The organism is Citrobacter sp. Cy070, from assembly GCF_030332245.1.
In the GTDB taxonomy this organism is placed as follows: Bacteria; Pseudomonadota; Gammaproteobacteria; order Enterobacterales; family Enterobacteriaceae; genus Citrobacter; species Citrobacter youngae.
The window spans coordinates 1-22,958 of sequence record NZ_JAOWIG010000077.1; the positions used below are offsets into that span (position 1 = coordinate 1).

General features: G+C 48.6%; 19 protein-coding genes and 1 pseudogene. 1 reads left to right on the plus strand and 19 read right to left on the minus strand.

Going from position 1 to position 22,958, the window contains the following annotated elements; translation table 11 throughout:
* Positions 1–32: 32 nt before the first annotated feature.
* The gene (locus tag OGY19_RS15770) at positions 33–1,001 is read left to right on the plus strand and encodes an IS5-like element IS903B family transposase (RefSeq protein ID WP_000654812.1); all 969 of its coding nucleotides are present in this window, start codon (positions 33–35) and stop codon (positions 999–1,001) included.
* Between the two features lie 52 nt (positions 1,002–1,053).
* On the opposite strand, the pseudogene OGY19_RS15775 reads toward OGY19_RS15770, so the two are convergent.
* The 19 genes and pseudogenes from OGY19_RS15775 to wzb all read right to left on the minus strand — a co-directional run.
* Positions 1,054–1,830, minus strand: a pseudogene (locus OGY19_RS15775) (mannose-1-phosphate guanylyltransferase/mannose-6-phosphate isomerase); the annotation flags it as partial.
* A 383-nt stretch (positions 1,831–2,213) separates the two neighbouring features.
* On the minus strand, positions 2,214–3,104 hold the full coding sequence (galF, locus tag OGY19_RS15780; protein WP_115643576.1) for a GalU regulator GalF: 891 nt from the start codon (positions 3,102–3,104) through the stop codon (positions 2,214–2,216).
* Positions 3,105–3,269: 165 nt separating this feature from the next.
* Entirely contained in the window at positions 3,270–4,658 is a 1,389-nt protein-coding gene (gene wcaM / locus OGY19_RS15785) for a colanic acid biosynthesis protein WcaM (protein WP_286596775.1), read from the minus strand.
* Positions 4,659–4,669: 11 nt separating this feature from the next.
* Entirely contained in the window at positions 4,670–5,890 is a 1,221-nt protein-coding gene (gene wcaL, locus OGY19_RS15790) for a colanic acid biosynthesis glycosyltransferase WcaL (protein WP_286596777.1), read from the minus strand.
* Positions 5,887–7,167: a colanic acid biosynthesis pyruvyl transferase WcaK gene (gene wcaK / locus OGY19_RS15795; protein WP_048212030.1), complete on the minus strand. Its 1,281-nt coding sequence runs from the start codon at positions 7,165–7,167 to the stop codon at positions 5,887–5,889. The genes wcaL and wcaK overlap by 4 nt, the downstream gene beginning before the upstream one ends.
* 63 nt (positions 7,168–7,230) lie before the next feature.
* Positions 7,231–8,709 carry an MOP flippase family protein gene (locus OGY19_RS15800; RefSeq protein WP_061067682.1) on the minus strand — a complete coding sequence of 493 codons (1,479 nt, stop codon included), beginning with the start codon at positions 8,707–8,709 and terminating at the stop codon, positions 7,231–7,233.
* Between the two features lies 1 nt (position 8,710).
* Entirely contained in the window at positions 8,711–10,105 is a 1,395-nt protein-coding gene (gene wcaJ, locus OGY19_RS15805) for an undecaprenyl-phosphate glucose phosphotransferase (RefSeq protein WP_115602245.1), read from the minus strand.
* 295 nt (positions 10,106–10,400) lie between these two features.
* Complete coding sequence (gene cpsB, locus OGY19_RS15810) at positions 10,401–11,843, minus strand: mannose-1-phosphate guanyltransferase (protein ID WP_115602246.1); 1,443 nt, start codon at positions 11,841–11,843, stop codon at positions 10,401–10,403.
* 3 nt (positions 11,844–11,846) lie between these two features.
* On the minus strand, positions 11,847–13,070 hold the full coding sequence (locus OGY19_RS15815; RefSeq protein WP_115602247.1) for a WcaI family glycosyltransferase: 1,224 nt from the start codon (positions 13,068–13,070) through the stop codon (positions 11,847–11,849).
* Positions 13,067–13,546: a GDP-mannose mannosyl hydrolase gene (locus OGY19_RS15820; RefSeq protein WP_061067678.1), complete on the minus strand. Its 480-nt coding sequence runs from the start codon at positions 13,544–13,546 to the stop codon at positions 13,067–13,069. Before OGY19_RS15820 ends, OGY19_RS15815 begins: the two co-directional genes overlap by 4 nt.
* Positions 13,546–14,514 carry a GDP-L-fucose synthase gene (gene fcl / locus OGY19_RS15825; RefSeq protein ID WP_115602422.1) on the minus strand — a complete coding sequence of 323 codons (969 nt, stop codon included), beginning with the start codon at positions 14,512–14,514 and terminating at the stop codon, positions 13,546–13,548. The genes OGY19_RS15820 and fcl overlap by 1 nt, the downstream gene beginning before the upstream one ends.
* A 5-nt stretch (positions 14,515–14,519) precedes the next feature.
* On the minus strand, positions 14,520–15,641 hold the full coding sequence (gmd, locus tag OGY19_RS15830) for a GDP-mannose 4,6-dehydratase (RefSeq protein WP_115602248.1): 1,122 nt from the start codon (positions 15,639–15,641) through the stop codon (positions 14,520–14,522).
* A 24-nt stretch (positions 15,642–15,665) separates the two neighbouring features.
* On the minus strand, positions 15,666–16,220 hold the full coding sequence (gene wcaF, locus OGY19_RS15835; protein ID WP_115602249.1) for a colanic acid biosynthesis acetyltransferase WcaF: 555 nt from the start codon (positions 16,218–16,220) through the stop codon (positions 15,666–15,668).
* Between the two features lie 9 nt (positions 16,221–16,229).
* Positions 16,230–16,976 (minus strand): colanic acid biosynthesis glycosyltransferase WcaE, encoded by a 747-nt coding sequence (gene wcaE, locus OGY19_RS15840; RefSeq protein ID WP_115602423.1) that lies wholly within the window; start codon positions 16,974–16,976, stop codon positions 16,230–16,232.
* Positions 16,977–16,981: 5 nt separating this feature from the next.
* Complete coding sequence (gene wcaD / locus OGY19_RS15845) at positions 16,982–18,199, minus strand: colanic acid polymerase WcaD (RefSeq protein WP_115602250.1); 1,218 nt, start codon at positions 18,197–18,199, stop codon at positions 16,982–16,984.
* Positions 18,174–19,391 (minus strand): colanic acid biosynthesis glycosyltransferase WcaC, encoded by a 1,218-nt coding sequence (gene wcaC / locus OGY19_RS15850; RefSeq protein ID WP_115602251.1) that lies wholly within the window; start codon positions 19,389–19,391, stop codon positions 18,174–18,176. Before wcaC ends, wcaD begins: the two co-directional genes overlap by 26 nt.
* A 37-nt stretch (positions 19,392–19,428) precedes the next feature.
* Positions 19,429–20,271 carry a colanic acid biosynthesis glycosyltransferase WcaA gene (gene wcaA, locus OGY19_RS15855; RefSeq protein ID WP_115602252.1) on the minus strand — a complete coding sequence of 281 codons (843 nt, stop codon included), beginning with the start codon at positions 20,269–20,271 and terminating at the stop codon, positions 19,429–19,431.
* A gap of 77 nt (positions 20,272–20,348) precedes the next feature.
* The gene (gene wzc / locus OGY19_RS15860) at positions 20,349–22,511 is read right to left on the minus strand and encodes a tyrosine-protein kinase Wzc (protein WP_115602253.1); all 2,163 of its coding nucleotides are present in this window, start codon (positions 22,509–22,511) and stop codon (positions 20,349–20,351) included.
* A complete protein-coding gene (gene wzb, locus OGY19_RS15865) occupies positions 22,508–22,957 on the minus strand; it encodes a low molecular weight protein-tyrosine-phosphatase Wzb (RefSeq protein ID WP_115602254.1) in 450 nt (149 codons plus the stop codon). The genes wzc and wzb overlap by 4 nt, the downstream gene beginning before the upstream one ends.
* Position 22,958: the final 1 nt, after the last annotated feature.

Genomic DNA, 22,958 nt, shown 5'->3' on the forward strand with positions numbered 1-22,958 from the left:
GGCTTTGTTGAATAAATCGAACTTTTGCTGAGTTGAAGGATCAGATCACGTATCTTCCCGACAACGCAGACCGTTCCGTGGCAAAGCAAAAGTTCAAAATCACCAACTGGCCCACCTACAATAAAGCCCTCATCAACCGTGGCTCCATAACTTTCTGGCTGGATGATGAAGCTATTCAGGCCTGGTATGAGTCAGCAACACCTTCTTCACGAGGCAGACCTCAGCGCTATTCTGACCTTGCCATCACTACTGTGCTGGTCATTAAACGCGTATTCAGGCTGACCCTGCGGGCTGCGCAGGGCTTTATTGATTCCATTTTTTCTCTGATGAACGTTCCGCTACGCTGCCCGGATTACAGCTGTGTCAGCAGGCGGGCAAAGTCGGTTAATGTCAGTTTCAAAACGCCCACCCGGGGTGAAATCGCACACCTGGTAATTGATTCCACCGGGCTGAAGGTCTTCGGTGAAGGCGAGTGGAAAGTCAAAAAGCATGGCCAGGAACGCCGCCGTATCTGGCGTAAGCTGCATCTCGCCGTTGACAGTAAAACACATGAAATCATCTGCGCTGACCTGTCGCTGAACAACGTTACGGACTCAGAGGCCTTCCCCGGGTTAATCCGGCAAACCCACCGGAAAATCAGGTCAGCCGCCGCCGATGGCGCTTACGATACCCGGCTATGTCACGATGAACTGCGGCGTAAGAAAATCAGCGCGCTTATCCCTCCCCGAAAAGGTGCGGGTTACTGGCCCGGTGAATATGCAGACCGTAACCGTGCAGTGGCTAATCAGCGAATGACCGGGAGTAATGCGCGGTGGAAATGGACAACAGATTACAACCGTCGCTCGATAGCGGAAACGGCGATGTACCGGGTAAAACAGCTGTTCGGGGGTTCACTGACGCTGCGTGACTACGATGGTCAGGTTGCGGAGGCTATGGCCCTGGTACGAGCGCTGAACAAAATGACGAAAGCAGGTATGCCTGAAAGCGTGCGTATTGCCTGAAAACACAACCCGCTACGGGGGAGACTTACCCGAAATCTGATTTATTCAACAAAGCCGTTTTCTCCATGACCGCGTAGTCAACGGACTCATCCGGACAAGCGATAAACAGATCGCGATCGATCTTGATAAATTCATCGCTATCTTTGCAACCACGGATCGCCGCCTTACAGGACTCAAGAATATCGGGTCTGAATTTTTCCAGTTCTTCAAGATATTTCTTGGCACGGAACATAAACATTCCGCTGTTCCAGTAATATTCGCCCGACGCTAAATAACTTTCCGCAGTTTCTTTGTTCGGTTTTTCCACGAAACGGTTGACCTGGTAAGCGATATTATCACCAAGGACTTCTTCCTTACCGCGGTGAATATAGCCATAACCTGTTTCTGCACCGGTTGGTACAATCCCAAATGTAACAAGGCGCCCCTGCATGGCAAATTTAAATGCTGACTTTACCGCCTGGTGAAATGCCGGTTTATTGTTAATGATATGATCTGCGGCTAATACCAGAAGAATTGGGTCATCACCATTCTCTATTGCACTTAATGCTGCCAGCGCTATTGCTGGCGCGGTATTACGACCAACGGGTTCAAGAATGATATTATGCGAGAGCTTGTTAATTTGTCTTAGTTGCTCAGCAACAAGAAATCTATGTTCCTGATTGCAAATGACTACCGGTTCCCGTGCATCGACATCATCCAGACGGAGCACTGTTTCTTGCAGCATTGAACGCTGTCCATACAAACGAAGAAACTGTTTTGGGTAGAGCTCGCGCGACATCGGCCATAAACGACTACCGGTACCACCGGCCATTATCACAGGAAGTAACATCTTAGGTCCTTAAATATCAATGCGTTATACTAAACCAACGAAAGAGTTTCATCGTCGCTCAATGACAAATGGGCACGCTACCGCACTGGCTCTACAGCTACCAGGACACTGCTCATTTTATGTTGGGCAAACAAATTGCTGATAACCCTCAACGAATTAAGGAATATCTCGACCGAATATTCTCTTATTTATTCACTGTGTAGACAAGAAAAATGTCCTACGGCGGACCGGTAATTTCTTACCGATCTACCTTTTTTAGTATTTGAAATTTATAAAAAAAACAGTTATAGCAGCATGCTGCGGGTATCAGACAAATCATTACTCTTTACATATACTGCTGCGATACTTGGTTCAAATCGTGGGCAACGAGGGGAGCAATGGCACTAGCTCAGCAGTTTTAAAATTTGATCCCTGAATTTCGGCCCTTCTTTCAGGTTGCGCAGTCCGTACTTCACAAATGCCTGCATGTAGCCCATTTTCTTACCACAATCGTAGCTATCGCCGGTCATCAACATGGCATCAACAGACTGTTTTTTCGCCAGCTCAGCGATAGCATCCGTAAGCTGAATACGCCCCCACGCACCAGGCTGCGTACGCTCAATTTCCGCCCAAATATCAGCAGAAAGCACATAGCGCCCTACGGCCATCAGGTCCGAATCAAGGGTTTGCGGCTGGTCGGGTTTTTCAATGAATTCAACGATGCGGCTGACCTTACCTTCGTTGTCTAAAGGCTCTTTGGTCTGAATAACGGAATACTCGGAAAGATCGCCAGCCATACGTTTTGCCAGTACCTGACTACGCCCGGTCTCATTAAAGCGTGCCACCATTGCGGCCAGGTTGTAGCGCAGTGGATCCGCACTCGCCGTGTCAAGAATGACGTCAGGTAACACCACCACGAAAGGGTTGTCCCCGATTACCGGGCGTGCACAAAGAATTGAGTGGCCCAGACCAAGCAATTGTGCCTGACGGACGTTCATGATAGTCACACCTGGAGGGCAGATGGACTGCACTTCGGCCAGTAACTGGCGCTTAACACGCTGTTCAAGCAGCGATTCAAGTTCATAAGATGTGTCGAAGTGGTTCTCAACCGCGTTCTTAGACGCATGTGTTACCAGAACGATTTCTTTGATACCTGCAGCTACAATCTCGTCGACAATGTATTGAATCATCGGCTTATCAACGATCGGTAGCATCTCTTTTGGGATGGCCTTTGTGGCAGGCAACATGTGCATCCCGAGGCCCGCTACCGGAATAACTGCTTTCAAATTAATCATTAAGTCATTCACCTATTCAATAGTTGCTGAATTATAGCTTTTTAGCTTGTTTTAGCCAGTATGAATTACATTGCTCAGTTAGGACGCATGTTACGCCGCTTATCGGCAGAATGCAGTAATCATAATCTTAGCCGGGTAGGTTTTTAGCCAGGAATGGTCGTAAAATTACCGACCCGGTAGTCGAAAATTCACTGCCGCGACATTCACAACCTGGTGGGTTACGCTGTCAATATCAACCGAGCTTTGTCCTGCTTCATTAACTGCATGAACGTTGGCCAGCGAGAGCAAGGTACCCTGTTTGGCCATAAACTTACCGCGGACATCTTTGCGCAGATCAAAGTGCATCTTTAATGCTGGACCTGTAGTGGATTGTTGCATCACCTTAATATTTCGCAAGAAAAGATGCTGAGGTTTGTTATGCAGCTCCAGCGTCGCGCGCTTCATCTCAACGTTGGTAATGGCCACAAATGAAGTTGCATTACCTGAGGAAATTTGAATACCACGTAATTTATAATCGAGATGTGTGTTATCCAGTTGAATATTATCTAACTTAAAGTTTTGTGGGATGGACAAATATTGTCCTTTGATCACACCGTAACCAATCAGCATCCCTGCGCTATTTTTCATATTGATATTATCGATAACGAAATTATCACATCCATAAATAGCGACTGTAGCATTATCGATACCCGCTTTCTTGCTGAAATCCGGGGTGATATTTCGCGCGGTAATATTACGAATGATAAAATGTTTGCCGTTCTCGACATGGACCAACTGCCGACAATCCGATCCCGTTATATTTGCGACCACAAATCTTTTCACCGCCAGTTCATCTGGATAGGTGTTGTCGTACGTACTACCTGCCAGCCCAATACCGATACCCCAGTTAACATTTCCGTTCGTACAATTGATGCGTTCTATAACATGGTCTGAAATCACGATGTCACTGTCGTTTATCGCGACATTCCACTCGATGGCGTCCCCCTGTAAATCACTAAAACGACTGTTGGTTATCCGTACGCCATCCATCTGGTTATGAAACCCCTGACGTAGGATCCCGTAATTCGCATCAGTGACGGTAATGTCATCAATGGTGAGGTTACGCATCGCCCTGGGCGTTTTCCCCCCGATATAAATTTGTGCCACGGGGGCGAAACCGCTCATGGCTATGCCTTTTATCACACAGTCGGAGCCCCGAACATCAAGGGTAATATTTCGCAAACGCCCCCCCTGCCCCCCTGTCACGCTACAGCCATCCTGCAGAATAAATCGCCCGCGACTGCTGCTACTCACACTGCCTTGCAGATGCAACATCTTACCTGGTGGGATCACGATTGCGGTATTGATATTCTTGCACTCCAGACCAGCAGGCACGACGACGGTTTGCGCGTCTATAAATGCCTGCCGGAAGGAAGCTACCCAATCCTGGGGATTGTAATCCTCGATATTGACGCTGCGTCTTGCTTCAAACGCTCTGGCGACGGGAGTATGGAGAACGGCAAGCGCAGAGCCTGCCGTCAGAAAAGTACGTCGGGAGAGTTTTTTCTCTGGCATACAACCTCGATTTACATCGTTTGCAGCAGACTGGCTAGCTGTTTGTTGATCGCAAGCTGGTTAAAATCAGCGGCTATTTTTTCGCGGGCGCACTCCACCACCGGCTTCACTTGCTCAGTGTCGAGCACACTGACCGTCGCCAATCGCTCCGCCAGGGCCTGAGCATCATTCTCTGGTGCCAGCCAGCCGGACCTTCCAGACTCTACCAGCTCAGGGATCCCACTGTGCACGGTAGAGACGACCGGTATCCCTACGGCCATGGCCTCCATCAATGCCACCGGGATCCCCTCCATGTCACCATCAATTCCCGTGACGGAGGGCAACAGGAAGACATCCGCTTGCTCAAGCATCTCTTTGACCTGATGGCTGGGTTTAAATCCTGACATTTCAATCACGTCATCCAGTTGATATTGTTCGATAAGCGTACGTAACCGACGCTCCCAAGGGCCAATTCCCAGAATGCGATAACGAAATGAGATACCCCGCTCCTTCAACTGACGGCACGCTTCGATAGCGACATGCAGCCCTTTTTTCTCGGTTAACCGTGCAACGGAAAGAATTTCTAGCGGCGTGCCCGGCGCTTTCACCTCACGGGGTGTAAAACGCGTCATATCAATCCCCATACGCGATACCGCTATTTTATGCGGTGGGCATCCCATATTCCGCAAACGTCCGGCCCAGAGATTGCTGATGGGCAACATCAAATCACCGCGCTGAAACAGCTTCTGATATTCGGGGGTATAGCGGGAAAGGATGTCCCGATGTGAAACGTCAATACCATGGAAGACAGTGGCTATTTTGCCGCGGAGCACGCCGAGTTCACGTAGTTTGGCCGCCGTTACGCCAGCGGGTCCAAAGTGCGCAATAAAGACATCGGCCTGGAATGCTCGTGGGGTTAGCGCACAGATGGACGCTAAAATCAGATTACGCGCCTCATCACCATAGCGTGGAACATTGAGCGCTTTCCAGGTCGCTGTCCGGGTGATGCCTTGTAAAACCGTCGTGGTGCGATATTTCAGCTTTGCCAACCTGTCAGCCGGTTCTTTCAATAACCATCGTGTTTTTTCGCCCAGGCGGTAGTCCATATAGGATGCATGGGTGTTATCAAGATCGCCCTGATATAACGCGATAATTTCAACATCATGCCCCATATCGATAAACGCGGTGATCTGATTCAGCACAAAGGTTTCAGAGGACAGCGGAAATTTAAGCAGGAAAAAGCTGACTTTCATTTCCCCTCCTGAATACGCGTTAATACCGATTGCACCATACGCCTACCGTGTTCACGTTCACGCTTAACCGCCTCCGCCACCCTGACGTTAAGTTCAGCGAGCCGTCCCAGGTTATCGGCAACCTTGCCTTCAAGACTACCATCCAGCAGATGGCGGATATCAACCGCCATTTCCGCTAACCCCAGTTGCTGCATAATTCCCGCCGATTTGTGCTCATAATTAATGGCTATCGCCGGCGTCATAAAGTTCATCGAGATAATGGCAGAGTGCAGGCGTGTGCCCACCGTCAGGTCACATGCGCCTAATATTTTTCCCATTTCGAGATCGTTTAGTTCATCCATGACCACGTGATAACGGGCCGGATCGTTAACGTACTGACGCAGGTTCAGTGCAACCATGCGATCATCTTTGTTGTAACTATCAATACCGGTACAGGTTGAGAGCGCCATCACCTGGTAACCTTCATCAAGGATCCGATTAACCACGCCGGCAAAGGCTTGCTCATAGGCCTGTTGTGTGGTTCCAAGACGCTTATCAAACGGCGCCAGTTCACGTAATGTAATGGCGACAGTCTTCTGCTTTGCAGCCGTTTGTAGCCAGTGCTGTACGGCATAACCCGGGTCAAAGTCATCGTGATGGTTATCTACCAGCCAGGCGGTATCCACACCCGACTCGACTTTCTCTGTCGTTATTTCACTGCGTTTCATCAGTTCCAGACTGACCGATTCGCGTAAAATTAACGCATTGCAGTGCCCAAAAACGTAGTTCGCCAACTGATTGAACTGTGCATCCTGAAATGGCCCTACGCTGTGACCAATCATGTACAGCGGTTTTTTAGCCATAAACGAACACAAGGCATGTTCAAACTGCGTCACGCCATACAGATCGACAAAAAACGATCCGCCGACCTGGATAATGGCGTCATAACGCGACAACAAGCGGACAAAGTCAGTAAACCCCTGAGCGATAGCGATATTGCGCAGATTCCCGGAATCGGTGACGCGCGAGAGCAGCACCTGATGCTGATAGCGACGACGCAGCACTTTCTTTACGCGGCCCATAACGCCTGCAGCATTGTTATGCTGCTTCATCTGTGAATACAGTGGATCGCCCATCACCGGTCGGTTTAGTAACCAGGAGGAACTCACCGGGTAGCGGCTCATCACATCCACTTCAGTCTCTGGCTGGAGCGTATGAATGGCATCCAGCAAACCGCGCAAAATGGCGCTGTCCCCGCGATTACCGCAGGTGTGGTTGCCCAGAATCAGTAATTTCATCATGACCTCTTAAAATCAGTGCGGATGACGGTTTTCCCGTCTCCGGACGACAACAAACGCAATTCACTCTGCGCGGAACAAGGCTTTCATTTTTTCACCACGGCAGAACTGGCGTTTGATTTCCACCACCAGCGGATGACGCGACAGCACAATCATCACGACAAACACCAGCGCGCCAGCGGTTATCTGTAGGCTCAGCAACGCACTTAACGGCAATTTATTTTGCAATGTCATTCCCAGCGCGTAGCTCACCACCAGCGTGGGTAAAGAGAGATAGAACGGTAGCCACAGGCTGAGCATGTACTGCCGATAGCTCGGTCCCAGTACCGGTTTGATCATCACGAAATAGCTCAGGATGGTGTTTATGACCTGTACCAGTAAAAAGCCCAGCGTGACGCCAATCACACCCGCCATATTTCCGCCAACCAGGATGGCGGGGATAAACAAAAAGGTTTTGAAAATATTGAATTTGAAGCTGATATCAACCCGGGCTTTGGCCATCAGCAGTGAGCCTATCGGATTACCGACTGAGCGCAGCAGACCCACAATGCACAGCAGTTGCAGCACCGGAACAATACTGTTCCACTTTTCGCCAAACACCAGCGGTACGACGTTATTTGATACCACCATCAGTCCCAGTAGGGCCGGAAAATTGATAATGCCAACAACAGATAGCAGCTTGTAAAAATTGACCCGTAGTTTTTCGGTATCGTCCTGAATTTTGGCAAACGCAGGAAACAGTACTCGGGTAATTATCGGATTCAGTTTGATTGGCGGTACAACTGCCACGTTCCAGGCAAGATTGAAGCCTCCCGCCACGCCAGCACCCAGGGTTCTGGCCAGCACCAGCGTCGAAAGGTTGGTGTTCACATAATTGATAATGCTGTCCGCCGTCAGCCACGCCCCAAAGCGCAGATTTTGCGACACGGATGAAAGTGAAAAACATAGCCCTGGTCGATATATTTTGCGACCAAAATAGCCAAATAGCAGTGTACGTAGCGTACTATTCACCAGATACCCAACAATGGCAGTCATAGCGATCGGCCAAAAATGCGCGCTAACCACGGTAAAAGTAAAACCGGCCAGTACTGAACTGGTTTCAATCATGCCAATTTTGTTGAAGGCCAGTTCTTTTTGCATCAGCGCACGGAACTGCTGCCCATGCGGGATCACCACAAACGCCAGCGCTAAGGTTTTAATCAGTGGCACCAGCTCAGGGTTATTAAGCGCATTGGCAATGGTTTCGCTGAGCGCAAACATAGCAATACATACGACTATCCCCAGCCCAACGTTTAACCAGTACAAGGTGGTTAGTTCAAGATAACCTATCTCTTTGCGCTGAATAATCGAGTTGGCGATGCCAAAATCAGACAGCGTATCGGCCAGCGCTATAATCACCAGCGACACGGTTAATAACCCGAACTGATGATTATCAATAATCCGTGCCATAACCGTCATCTGAATGAGCCCCAGACCGATGATGATTACCGTAGCAATGGCTGACCATTTGGCACCGTTGAGGGTTTTTTCTCGTAAACTCATATTAATATGCCGCTTTATTGACGAAGCCTTTAAACACCGTCAGAAAAACGATTTTAATATCGAACCACACGCTCCATTCGCGAATGTATTCGAGGTCAAACTCTACGCGTTTTTCCATTTTTTCCAGCGTATCGGTTTCACCACGCCAGCCGTTGATTTGCGCCCAGCCGGTAATGCCTGGCTTCACCTTATGGCGCAACATGTACCCTTCTATCAGCTGACGATACTGTTCGTTATGCGCCACCGCATGTGGACGCGGCCCGACAATAGACATCCCGCCTGTCAGCACATTTATAAACTGTGGTAATTCATCCAGAGACGTCCGCCGCAGGAAGTTACCCACGCGGGTCACTCGCGGATCGTTCTGCGTGGCCTGGGTAACCACCGTATCGTTTTCCATTACCTTCATGGAACGAAACTTCCAGACTTTGATCGGTTTCCCGTCCATCCCATAGCGGGTCTGACGAAAAATTACCGGCCCCTTTGAGGTCAGCTTCACCATCAGCGCAATGGCGCATAGCACAGGAGAAATAAGCAGCAAGATTAGCGATGCCAGCACAATATCCTCCGCGCGCTTCAGCAGACGATTAATGCCTGAAAGCGGTGTGTCATACAGCGGTACCACAGGAACACCGTTCATTTCTTCAATCCGCGAGTGCAGAATATTGAAGGTAAAGACATCAGGAATCAGGAGCACTGAACAGGTGGTATCAGCCAGTTCGCGTACCAGTTTTTTTACCCGCGCCCCATCGCTCATCGACATAGCGATATAGACGTTATGAATGCGTGAAGCTTTGGCATCATCCACAAGTTGCTGCAGATTTCCCGCCCAATCCCGGGCGTTTTTCCCCGGTATGGGGTCGTGATAAACACCCGCGACCTCAAACCCCAACCACTGCTCATGGCGAAAGCTGTCCAGCAGCACCTGTCCGGCAGGAAGGTCCCCTGCTACCGCTACCCGACGCGTGTTATAACCACGATTTCGCAACCATCCCGCCCCGTAGCGAATAAACGCACGGCATAGCACCAGGCCAATGCTTGAAAGCAGATACCATGCCAGCCATAGAGCAAACCGGTTATCAAAATCGTTATTAAAGGTAATCAGACCCGCGCAAAAAATCAGACTCAGCGTCCAGTTTTGCAGCAGCAGCACCAACTCAGTTGAAATTTTTACCCCGCGCCAGGAGCGGTAAAAATCCGTTATCCCGCCCAGCATCTGAAAAACGACCAGCGTGATTAACGCGACCAGCAGGTGCATATACAGGAAAGGCAAACCGCTCAGTTCGCAGACTATCCATAATCCACCAAACATGATGGTGATATCTGAAAAGCGTTGCACCATCGATATTAACGACGCATTGGTTTTGGCTCGTTCGCGCTTTTTTAGATGTGTCATCGTGGTTCCTGTTAGTCACCACTTGCCCTTATCGGGCAAGGGAAATACCAGCATTACTGATTTAGCAATACCAGGAGAGTGCGCGTTCGCACGTTCAGGCGTACATCACCAACTGACCCGTAACAAATATCACAAGTGGTAACGCGGATTATTTGGCTCATGTTATCTCCTTCTTCAGGCAACAGTTAGCCCGGGCCTGATTGCCTAAATAAATAAGTAACAAAGTCCAGATTCTGTTATTTTTATTTCATAAAAGATCGCAGAGAGTCAGTTAACAGAAATGAATAATAGATTTCTATATATGTTCATGATGTGTGCCAAATCTTACAATATCATCTTCTTCAAGGTAGACTCCGGAACGAACTTCAATCATCTCCAGCGGAACCTTTCCTGGGTTTTCAAGACAATGAATAGTACCCTGAGGAATATACACTGATTGATTTTCACTTAATAATTGGACCTCATCACAGATCGTGACCTTTGCCGTTCCCGCAACAATAATCCAGTGTTCAGCGCGATGATGGTGCATACGTAATGCAAAGCCCTGCCCGGGTTTTACGGTTATCCTTTTAACCTGATAACGATCACCTTCATCAATAGAATCATATTTTCCCCAGGGTCTAAAAACCTCACGGTGAATATGATGTTCCGAGCGACCATCCGCCTGAATTTGCGCAACGATTTTTTTTACATCTTGTACATCCGTTTTATTTGCGATTAATACTGCATCTTTAGTTTGGACGACAATCAGATCTTTTACGCCGACGGTTGCTACCAATCCCGACTCGGCGTAGACGTAACTGTTCTCTGTATTATGGTCAATGACATCGCCATGATAAACATTGCCCTCGTCGTTACGATCGCTGATTTCCCAAAGTGATGACCATGACCCCACATCGCTCCAGCCAACGTTCATCGGCAGGACTACGGCATCCGTGGTTTTCTCCATCACGGCATAGTCGATCGATTCCTCTGGGCAAGCCTGGAAATCGTCCCGACTGACACGGATAAAATCATTGTCCAGTTCAGCGTTATCCATCGCTAACAAGCAGGCCTGTAGAATATCCGGGCGATATTTTTCAAGCTCTTCAAGATAGCGTCGGGCCTGGAATAAAAACATACCGCTATTCCAGTAATATTCACCAGCAGAAATATATTTTTCGGCTGTTTCAAGGTCAGGTTTTTCCACAAAAGCATCAACATTGAAAGCAACAGAATCAACTTGAATCTGGGTACTACTGACTTCACCGCGTCGAATATAACCGTACCCTGTTTCCGGTGCATCCGGGACGATACCAAATGTTACCAGCTTGCCATTTTCGGCTAACGGAATAGCTGAGGTCACTGCATCGTGGAAGAATTTATTTTCTTCGATAATATGATCAGCTGCCAGGACCAGCAACAACGGGTTATGATCGGAATTATTGTTACATGCTGCGATTGCTGCCAGCGCGATTGCTGGTGCGGTATTCCTGGCTTGTGGCTCAAGAATAATATTCCCCGTTAGTTTATCGATTTCTTGCAATTGTTCAGCAACAATAAATCGATGCTTTTCATTACATATTACCAGCGGTGGTGAACAATCCAATCCATCAAGGCGACAAATTGTCGATTGCAACATTGTATTTTGCCCATCCAGACACAAGAACTGCTTTGGATATAATGTTCTGGATAATGGCCACAAACGGCTACCGGACCCACCTGCAATAATTACCGGATGAATGTTATTCTGACTCATAAGTCAACCCTTCAAATGATTAATAAATTGATTTAAGACATTATCTTTTTCAAGTGCAGACTCTGCATAGGAACGTGCAATCATATTGTATTCAGGCATAGTGATTGCATCAGTAATTCCGGCCACAAGCATCTCAACTGATTCTGGCTCAATACAGATAGCAATACCGGGATGTTTCTGACAAAGCTGCCCCAGTTCGGTGTGGATCTCTGCTGTAATCACGGCATTTCCCCCGACCGCCAATATGTTCGTTAACTTCGAAGGAAGGACCGCATCTGCAGCGCCACGTCTTTGGATGACTAAATGGCAATCTGCCAACCTTAATAACGCTGGCAACATTTCGTATGGTTGCAAGGGATAGAACTTAACATTCGTTAGGGCTCGTTCCTTGACCATTTGTTCCATCCTGGATTTCCCCCCTCCCTGACCCACAATAACGTATATCCATGGTTTATCCTGAGTCTGGCTTGCAGCCTCAACGATATTTTCAACGCCTTGTTTCTCACCAATATTGCCGGAATACAGAATAATTGTTTTATCGGTTGGCAAATCAAACTGCTGACGAATTTGCTCTATATCAGCACTATCCACCTTGCTAAATCTTTCCACTTCGGACCAGTTCGGGAAAAAGATAAGTTTTTCTGCAGCAACACCTTTCTCCTGCGCTTTTTGCATCATAGAGCGGGAGATCGTGGAAACATTATCCACATTCAACAAACTGCTACGCTCAAATGCTTTGGCTATTCGCGCAATCATTGTGGAATTTCCGGTTGCCGCCAATCCCAGCCCCAACATCGCATCAACTTCATAATCCTGAATATGCAGCACGGTGCGAGAGCCAGACAGTTTTGCCAGCAAACGCATCCCTGGTGTACAGAATAGCGTGGGTACCACGCCGATAATGTATTCAGGCTTCCACCGATACTGAGCCAATAGGGGAAAAAGACTGCTCAGGGCAAAACTGCCCAAATGTAACAACCGCTTTAACGTTGAAGGTTGAGTTGGTACATATAATGGACAGCGCCAGACAGTGGTGATACCAACTTCCCGACGATAGCGCCAGGAAGAATAAGGTTCGCCTACTTGCCACTGCGGATAATAAGGGGGTGCCGTGACCACCCGAACCTCATGCCCCTGGCTCGCCATCCACTCCACCATCTCTCCCGTGTATTTACCAATTCCGGTCAATTCGGGAGAGTAATTGATGCCATAAACCAGAATTCTCATATCCCGGGCACCCGATCTTTCGTCGCTGGGTTGAAATATGCCTGCGTATTCTTATGCACATTCCCATCGGCAATCAGCTCATCTGTTTTAGCCCAACGCCAGGTATCATGCTGTTTTGACGGCAACATTGATGTACTGGTATTAATCTTCAGTCGAAAACCCAGCACCACATAATGCGTTGAAAATGAAGAACCAGAAAAATTATCCTCATAAAAGTGCTGCCAGACACCAAAAAACTGACCGTGTGTTATGGGAAACTGCTGACCTAATTCTTCTTCCGTTAAACGCATAAATGCTTGTTCCAGCGTTTCATCTTTTAATACTCTGCCGCCGGGCACAAACCAATATCCTTGAGCAGGCCTGTTAGTTCTTTTCCCAACTAAAAACTCCCCAAACTCATTCTCAATGATAAAATCCAGAGAGATCAGCGGCGTCGTGCGCACCGCATTAGCGAAGTCTTCATTATTGAGAAACATTACTCACCCCGATACCGCTGCTGATTATCAAGGAACCAGCGATAAGTATTAACCAACCCCTGTTCAAGTCCTATTTCATGATGCCAACCGAGTCTTCTCAGGCGACTGACATCAAGCAGTTTTCGTGGTGTCCCATCAGGTTTAGAAGCATCAAAAATAATATCACCGCGAAAACCAACAACTTTTGCAATGGCGTCGGATAGTTCACGAATAGTGCAATCTTCACCCGTGCCTACATTGACATGAGAAAGCATTGGCTCTGTATTTTCCTGCCAAACTTCATTGTCTAACTCCATCACATGGATGCTTGCTGCCGCCATATCATCGACATGCAAAAATTCACGCATGGGTTTTCCACTGCCCCAAACCTCAACATACTTGTCATCCCGTTGGGTGGCTTCATGAAAACGACGCAATAGCGCAGGGATCACATGGGAATTATCTTTATGGAAATTGTCGTTAGGTCCATACAGGTTCGTCGGCATCACTGAACGGTAATCCCGGCGATGCTGCCGGTTATAGGACTCACACAGTTTTATTCCTGCAATTTTAGCGATGGCATAGGGCTCATTTGTCGGCTCCAGTGATCCCTGCAACAACTCGCTCTCTTTGATTGGTTGCTGCGCAAACTTAGGATAAATACATGATGAGCCTAAAAATAATAACTTCCCGACATTTGAATTATGAGCCGCATGAAGGATATTACTTTCCATCATCATGTTTTCATAAATGAAATCAGATGGATAATTATTATTAGCCATAATCCCGCCAACTTTTGCCGCGGCAAGATAAACCTGGTCAATATTTTCACTGGTAAAAAAATCATTAACCGCCGTTGTGTCTAATAAATTGAGCTGTTCACGGTTACGGATGATTAACTCGACATCTTCACGTTGTGCAAGTTGTCGGTAAATAGCAGAGCCCACCATTCCCCGATGTCCCGCAATATAAACACGTTTCTTCTTCATCATCATTAGCTCTCCAGTGCAATAACAACATCGTAACCATGGGACTTCAGCAGTGAATGTTTCTTCGCTGCTTCCAGATCGTGAGCAACCATTTCAGAAACCATCTGGCGCAATGTGATCTCCGGTTTCCAGCCCAGTTTTTCGTGTGCCTTTGTCGGATCGCCCAACAGCGTTTCAACCTCTGCAGGACGAAAATAGCGCGGGTCGACGGCGATCATCACATCCCCCGGTTTCACCCCTGGCGCATCATGCCCAGTCACCGAAACCACAATGCCTTTTTCATTCACGCCCTCACCTTCAAAGCGCAGCTTAATACCGAGTTGGGCAGCAGCCATTTCCACAAACTGACGGACGGAATACTGCACGCCAGTGGCGATCACGAAGTCTTCCGGCTGTTCCTGCTGCAGCATCATCCACTGCATCCTGACGTAGTCTTTGGCATGTCCCCAGTCACGCAACGAATCCATATTGCCGAGGTACAGACAGGACTCCAGCCCCTGGGCGATGTTGGCAATTGCACGGGTAATTTTGCGTGTGACGAAGGTTTCGCCACGACGCGGAGATTCATGGTTAAACAGAATGCCGTTACAGGCATATATGCCATAAGATTCACGGTAATTGACGGTGATCCAGTAGGCATACAGTTTGGCGACAGCATAGGGCGATCGCGGATAGAACGGCGTCGTTTCTTTCTGTGGGATCTCCTGAACCAGACCGTACAGTTCAGAGGTGGAGGCCTGATAGAAACGGGTTTTCTTTTCCAGACCCAGGAAGCGAATCGCTTCCAGCAAACGCAGCGTGCCGATCCCATCAACATCAGCAGTATATTCTGGCGAATCAAACGACACCGCCACGTGGCTCATTGCGCCCAGGTTATAGACTTCATCCGGCTGAATCTCTTGCAAAATGCGGGTCAGATTAGAGGAGTCCGTCAAATCACCATAATGCAGATGGAATTTGGGATTACCCGCATGTGGATCCTGGTAAATATGGTCTACCCGTTCGGTATTAAATGACGAGGCCCGGCGCTTAATACCATGAACTTCATAACCTTTTTCCAGCAGAAACTCTGCCAGGTAAGAACCATCCTGCCCGGTTACGCCAGTAATGAGAGCGACTTTTGACATGTTATTACCTCTTAAAATTTCCCTTCAGGGAGTAACGTTCTCGACGCGTTTACGCGTAACTACTGCGGGGTTACCCCGACATATGGCATTGGCCGGCAACGATTTAAAAACGCTGCTACGTGCACCCACGACGGTGCCGTCGCCTATCGTCACGCCAGGCGCGACAAAAACATCTGTCGCCAGCCAGCATTTCTCGCCAATCACAATTGGCGTGGCACTAATATCAAAGTGTTGGCTGGCATAATCATGACTTCCGGTGCATAAATAGCTTTTCTGCGAAATAACCGTATGAGCCCCAATCGTAATATTACCCAGCGTATATAAAACCGCGTCATCCCCTACCCAGGCGTAATCACCCAGTGTTAATTTCCACGGATAAGTAATTTTTACTGAAGGCCGAATAACTACGTTTTTTCCTATTTTTGCGCCAAATATCCTTAATAAAAAAACACGCCAGCGGTACATCACCTGTGGTGACCAGTGAAATAATGTTGCTTGTACCGCCCACCATAATTGCACTTTAATTGCACCACCGCCGCGAAAACCTTTCGGCACCGCGAAGCTGTTTAAATCCTGCATAGTGTGACCTTACGTTTTACCATATAAGTGTTTTGTCTTACCGGTTGTACGCAGACGTATGTATTCAGAAAATTCAGCCCAAAAGCCGGGCATACGCAATATTTGACGTTGGACTCTTTTGGCATCCCGACACAATTCCAGATTATTCGTAGTCGATACGCCGCCCATGGAAAACTCCGACACTAAACCAGTCAGTTTTTTAAACGCGAACCCGGACTTGTATAATTTTGCTGCCAGCGCATAATCCGATGATATTTTATATTGCAAATCATAATGCCAGGTTTGCAGCCCCGTCAGCGGAAAAAATATTGCCTGATGACTGGCTGGCAAACTGTGGTAGATATACCAACCCGGTTTAGCCCGGCGCGTCATTTTTTTACCATTACCAAAATCCAGCAAAGCATCGCCAATCACCATCGCTTTATCACTCTGCGTTTTTAACTGGCGGATAAAATGTGCAGAATCGGCATGCAGAATATCTCCAGAGTTGAGAAAGAGTGCAAAGCGCCCGCGCGCCATAGCGATACCTTTGTTCATTGCATCGTAGAGACCGTTATCAGGCTCGCTGACAAAACGTAACTGGTGCTCTCCATTGAGATTTTCCAGGAACGCCGGTGTACCGTCTGTTGACCCCCCATCGATAACAATCCACTCAAAGCGGATATCGCTCGCCTGCGCAAGATGCGCCAGTGACGCATGGGTTTTGACGATCCCGTCCAGATTGCGAAAAGCGACGGTGATAATACTCAGCAGCATGTAAATTACCTCGCGATATTCAGCGCCTTGCGCAAAATAAACGGACATACAATTAAAAATGCATATTCCGGACTAAATACTGAACCGGTGAAAAACAGCGACAACGGTGTAAAAAGATAAAGCTGCACCCGATAATTCTGATTATCACCAAACGCATTCATCATCATTTTCGTTACTTTTCCCATGTACCACAGGGATAATATTACGGCGAACCACGAAAAATAGATAATTAACAAATACAAACCATTGTCTATCGTTTTACCTACATCTGCACCGTTAAAGATTCCGAATGATGCAACATATTCATAAAGTGAGCCAAATCTCACTACACCATCGACATTCAGTAATGAATAGCCAACCATGACCAACGGTCCTACTATGCGATAATAAGATGAAGAGCCTTCAGTACCTAAATCACCAAGACGCGTCGTGATGTAGGGGAAGGCAAATATCACGCCCACCATAAACACACTCAGCGAGATAATTGCCAAGGGTAACTTCTTTTTTATCGCATCCTTATTCAGATACTGAAACGCCCACTCCAGCAGGTAAAACAAAATAAATGTCATCACCCCTGAAAACGATCCTGACAATATCACCCCTGCCAGAATCATAGCATCGGTCTTGGGCGTTTTGATACCAAACTGTTTGATGCTGAGCCAAATTGAGATTAACGCCAGAGCGAAAAATGCAGGCTCAAAATAGAGTGCGGTGGTACGCTTCCCACCAAATTTAATAAAGTTCAGCACATAGCTATTGCTGTAAATAAGATATTTCGAAATAGCTTCCATTATACTGCTGCCACCGCTGAGAATGATCTGTGCCATTTCAATGGCAGCCAGACCGACCACTAACCCCACCACCAGCCAGAATAAACGCAAAATTTTAGGATAGTTATGTGGCGAAATGGTTTTAAAGCGAATACTCCACACCATGCCAATAATGATCACGGTATAGATAAACAACATGGCAGATGTTACATACTTGCTGGCATCCAGCGATTGGCCAAACAGGTAGTTAAACACCGCCAGCCCCCCACCCACTCCCAACGCAATCAACAGCTTTTTAATATTGATACGGTCAACAAACAGCAGTAGCAACAGTGGTAAGAAAGTGACAACGGTGACAGGGAAACTTTCACCCAGTTGCGCAAGCTTGACGTTAACCAGCAGATAAAGCAGCGGCAACACCAGATAGCTACAGACCCTGATAGTACGAGACATATTCCTCCAGCATCTGTTGTCCGCTGTATGCTGTCCGGCTCTGCTGGCTAAAGGTAGCCAGCGAGGTGTCAAATACCGCCTGTGCAATTTCTGATTTTTTCAGTTGTACCAGATGCAGAACATCCGCTTCACTGAATGTTTTGCCGCCTGATTTTGCCAGCACTTCCTGTGCCGCCTCACTGTGCGTGGCGATAACCGGTACACCGATAGAAAGCGCTTCGCACAAGATTAGCGGATAGTTATCAACCCGCGAACTGAACACCAGCCCATCCATCTGATTTAGCGCCCCCATCAAGGTTCGTTTGTCACTTTCAAACCCATGGTTGATGACGTTTGCTCCGGCAAACGGGGAAAACTTACCGAAGGTATGCAGCTCTATTTTGTCACCGAGCGCGATAAGCGCCTGGACCAGTTGCTGGCTGGTTTTGCCGTCATAGCGCAAATCATGGGCCACCACGGCAATTTTCGGTCTGCCCAGCGGCTCATGCTGAACCGGCAAGTCAGCAAGAATCGCTTCCGTCGCCACATCGATACCGTTATTGATGATGTGACAACACCCGGCACCGTACAGGCTGTTAAATGCTTCCGCCACATGTTGACTGGGCGAGATAAACTGGCAGCCAAGTGCCAGCATCGTACGAAACATTTGACGTTTCCCGGGCAGTTGCTGATGCGCTTTATCAACGTTAACCGGGGGATAGTTGCTTAACGTTGGACATTTCTGGCAGCCCGTTTTCCAGCCTTCGCAGCCATCGGTAAAGGCGCAGCGTCCGGTAACACTCCAGTGATCGTGCAGCGTCCACACAAAGGTGATATCGGGCTTATGTGCCTTCACCTTTTGGCAAAACGCCACTACCTCTTCGAGGTTCAGCCAGTAACTGTGCAGCACATGGAAATGCAGAACCAGCGGGCCCGCGGTGCGGATGATTGTGCGATACATACTGTCGAGGTTGCCAAACAGATCGCGGTTTGCGAGGCGAAACAGGGCAATATTCGCCGCCGACGTCAAACGCGGCGCATGTTTAATCACGTGCGGATAATTTCCGTGACTGGCGCTTCTCTTGCCTCCTTTGCCATAACCGTATACAAACCGCGACACCCACCCTTTTTCCAGCGAGCGCAGGTGTAAATCCAGCGCGACCCCGGCCGCCCCGCCTTCGGCAAGCCGAACATTAAATTGCAGAATATTCATTGCATTACCTTTGCTCTCACATGTTGACTCAGCATACTTAACGTCCTCGCAGACCGTCAGCCAGGCGTTTGCCGTTACGGATGGAAAGCAACGTCAGCAATGTGCGCCAGTTCATCCGCTTGTTACGGATCTGATAAAGAGTAAACAGCTGATATTTTTTACTCGCCCGGTCAAATTTACCTTTGTGTTTGCGATAGAACTGGAAGTAACCGGAGAACTTATGTGGGGATGAGGTAATACGCATCTCGCCGTGATTCACATGCAGGATCTGCGTCGCCTCTTTTACCTTCCAGGGTTTACCGTAGGCCACGACCATGCGCAGAAAAATGTCGTAATCCTGCGCGGCTTTTAACGTCGTATCAAACAGGCATGCTTTGAAACGCCAGGCCCAGCTAAAGACCTGATTACCAATGATATTGCGTTTATAAAATCGGCGACGTGAGTACATCGATTTTGGATACAGCGGCAGACTGGCTGGCTGTGAATAAACCTCACCTTCACAGACATAATCATCAGCGTATAGAAAAGCATGCGTTACCAGTTGATGACGAGACTGAAGGAATGAGCTCAGGCGATTCGGCGTCCACTCATCGTCATCATCAATCCCCGTAATGTACTGCCCACTGGCCTGCATGATGGCCTGATTGCGTACTACGCACGCGCCGGAGTTCATCTCGTTATGCGTATAGTTCACGCGTGGATCGTTTAACGCCTCAACAAACTGTTGCAGCTGCTCATACTCGGCAGAGCAATCATCGACAATGATCATTTCCCAGTGACTATAGTCCTGGCGCAGCACCGATTTAATCGCCCGGATAGCCAACTGCTGGCGGTTCCAGGTGGGCATATAAATAGAAATTAGCGGGTTGTCTGTCGTCATTTTTTTGTCCCAGATAAAGTTGCCAGATGGCGCTACGCTTATCAGGCCTACATTCGATATGCGTTGCTGTTAGTTATCTATTTCGAATCCGACGTGTATTCGTATTCGTAGTAACCGTAATCCTGATACCCGCTGGCGCGCCGGAAAATGGAGTTGAGGATCACCCCTTTCACCTGAATTCCGTTTTGCCCGAAACGACTCAGACTGGTTTCCACCTCTTTCAGCGTATTGACCGCGTAACGCGCCACCATCAGCGTGGTTCCGACGTGGCGACCAACGATAGCCGCATCGGTCACGGCCAGTATTGGCGGCGTATCGATCAGCACCAGGTCATAGTTCGCACTGGCCCAGGTCATCAACTCGCCAAAGCGCTCGCTCATCAGCAGTTCTGAAGGATTAGGGGGAACCTGCCCGCGAGGGACCAGGTCAAAATGTGCAATTGAAGTTGGTTTTGCGCAGGAGGGAATGTCACCCTTGCCGCTAAGGATCTCAGACAGACCGTTGACGTTATTGGTCCCGAGCAGCTCATGGGTATAGCCTTTACGCATATCGCAGTCGATCAGCAGTACGCGCTTGTCGGTCTGACTGATAACCGCAGCCAGGTTGGCACAGACAAATGTTTTGCCGATCGACGGGCTGACCCCGGTAAGCATCAGCACATTATTACGTGATTGCATCATGGCAAAGTGCAGGCTGGTACGCAGGCTGCGCACCGCTTCTATCGCGAGATCGGTCGGATTCCCCACAGCCAGTAACTGACTTTGCTTGTAGCGTTTCACACCTTTGATGGTCTGAACGTTATCACGCGCTTTTTGCCATTCTGACAGGGGAATGCTGGCATACACGCTGATGCCGTGCTCTTCAAGCACCTGCGGGCTTTCAATACCGCGATTGAACAGCGACCGTAGCAGCACGCCAACCACTGAAAGCATCAAACCAAGTAGGATACTGCCGAGAATAATCAGCGCCGTTTTCGGTTTCAGGACACCAGGCTGGGCAATGGCAGGATCGACAATGCGCACATCGCCAACCGTACTGGCTTCCGTGATCTTCAGCTCCTGCTGTTTATTCAGCAGTTGCATATAGACCTGCTGGCCGGACTCCACGTCACGCGTCAGGCGGACAATTTCCTGCTGCGTTTTCGGCATCGCCGTCACGCGCCCGTTAAGCTTGTTTTTTTCATCTTCCAGCGCCTGGCGTTTTTCCAGCAACGTGCGATACGCCGGGTGCGCTTTGGTGAACAGTTTGGAGATTTCAGCTTCTTTAAAGGTCAGTTCATTTAACTGAGCATCAATATTTACCATCGAGTCCAGCACCGCTTTGGCCTCCAGCGGTAAATCGACGGAGTCTTTATCCTGACGAAATGCATTCAGTTTGTTTTCGGCAACGTCCAGACGGTTGCGCACCTCCGGTAATTGTTTTGCCAGAAACGCCAGGCTTTTAGCGGCCTCTTCAGATTTACGCTCCACGTTCTGTTGCAGATAGTTGCGGGTAATACTGTCAAGGATCTGGCGGATTTGTTCACGATCTTCCCCCGTGAAGGTCAGACTCAACACCCCGGTATCTTTACCTGTTTCCGTCACCATCAGGTTATTTTGCAGATTGTTGATCGTGCCAAGCGTGGAGAACTTACTGACGGTAAATTCGCTACCCGGACTGGCATGAATCGCCTCAACCAGCATCGTTACACCGTCATGGTTCAGTAACTGCCCAACCTGGCCACGAGCGCTAAAGCCGCCGTCACTCACCAGTTGATAACTTTTGTCGTTCAGTACGTTCAACGTGAAGGTCTGTTCATTCATTGACGTTGGCAAGGCGAAAGTCGTTACATTGACCGTTTCATTCTGGCGGCCCATCAGACGGTCCCAGCCGGCACCAAAAAGAGGAAATGAATCTTTAGTGACGGAAATATCCAGATTAAGATCGTCTACCGTTTTGCCCAATACCCGCCGTGACTGAATAAGCTGAATTTCCGCTTCAGAAGCAGGTGGCTTGTTGGATAACGCCGAGCCAATATCCTGAACTAACGAGCTGCCGGTGTTTTGCTCTATTTGTACCAGCGCATCGGCACTGTAGATCGGCGTGGCAAACAGGGTGTAGAGCGCCGCACATAGCGCAAATGCAGCGGTTATGCCCAGTACCCACCAGCGTGCTTCGACTACGGTCCCCACCAGACGTCCGATATCGATTTCATCGCTGCCTGTTGCCGACGTGGCAGACTGTTTTTCTTTTTCTGTCATTGTTTTCCCTGCTCCGCATTCAGTGCCTGAGCCCATTGGTGGGCAGACCGCTCAAGTAGTGCATACACCGCATCAAACGCATCACGGCTTTTACGATACGGGTCAGGTATTTCGCGTTCGCTGTCCCAATGGCCAAACAGCATTACTTTGCCGCGCATCTCCGGCACCATTTCACACAACGCCGTAATATGGCGTTTTTCCATGGTCAGGATCAGGTCATACTCCCGACACATCCGTCCCGAGATTTGCCGTGCACAATGATTTTCCAGCGACAAGTTATGTGCCTGCGCCACACTGATAGCGCACGGATCGGCGCCCTTGCCTACCAGCGCGCCGAGACCAGCGGAAGACACCGTCAACGCCGGATGAAATTGCCTTAACAAGCGCTCTGCCGTCGGAGAACGGCAAATGTTCCCCACACAGACAACTAAGATTTTGTTAAACATG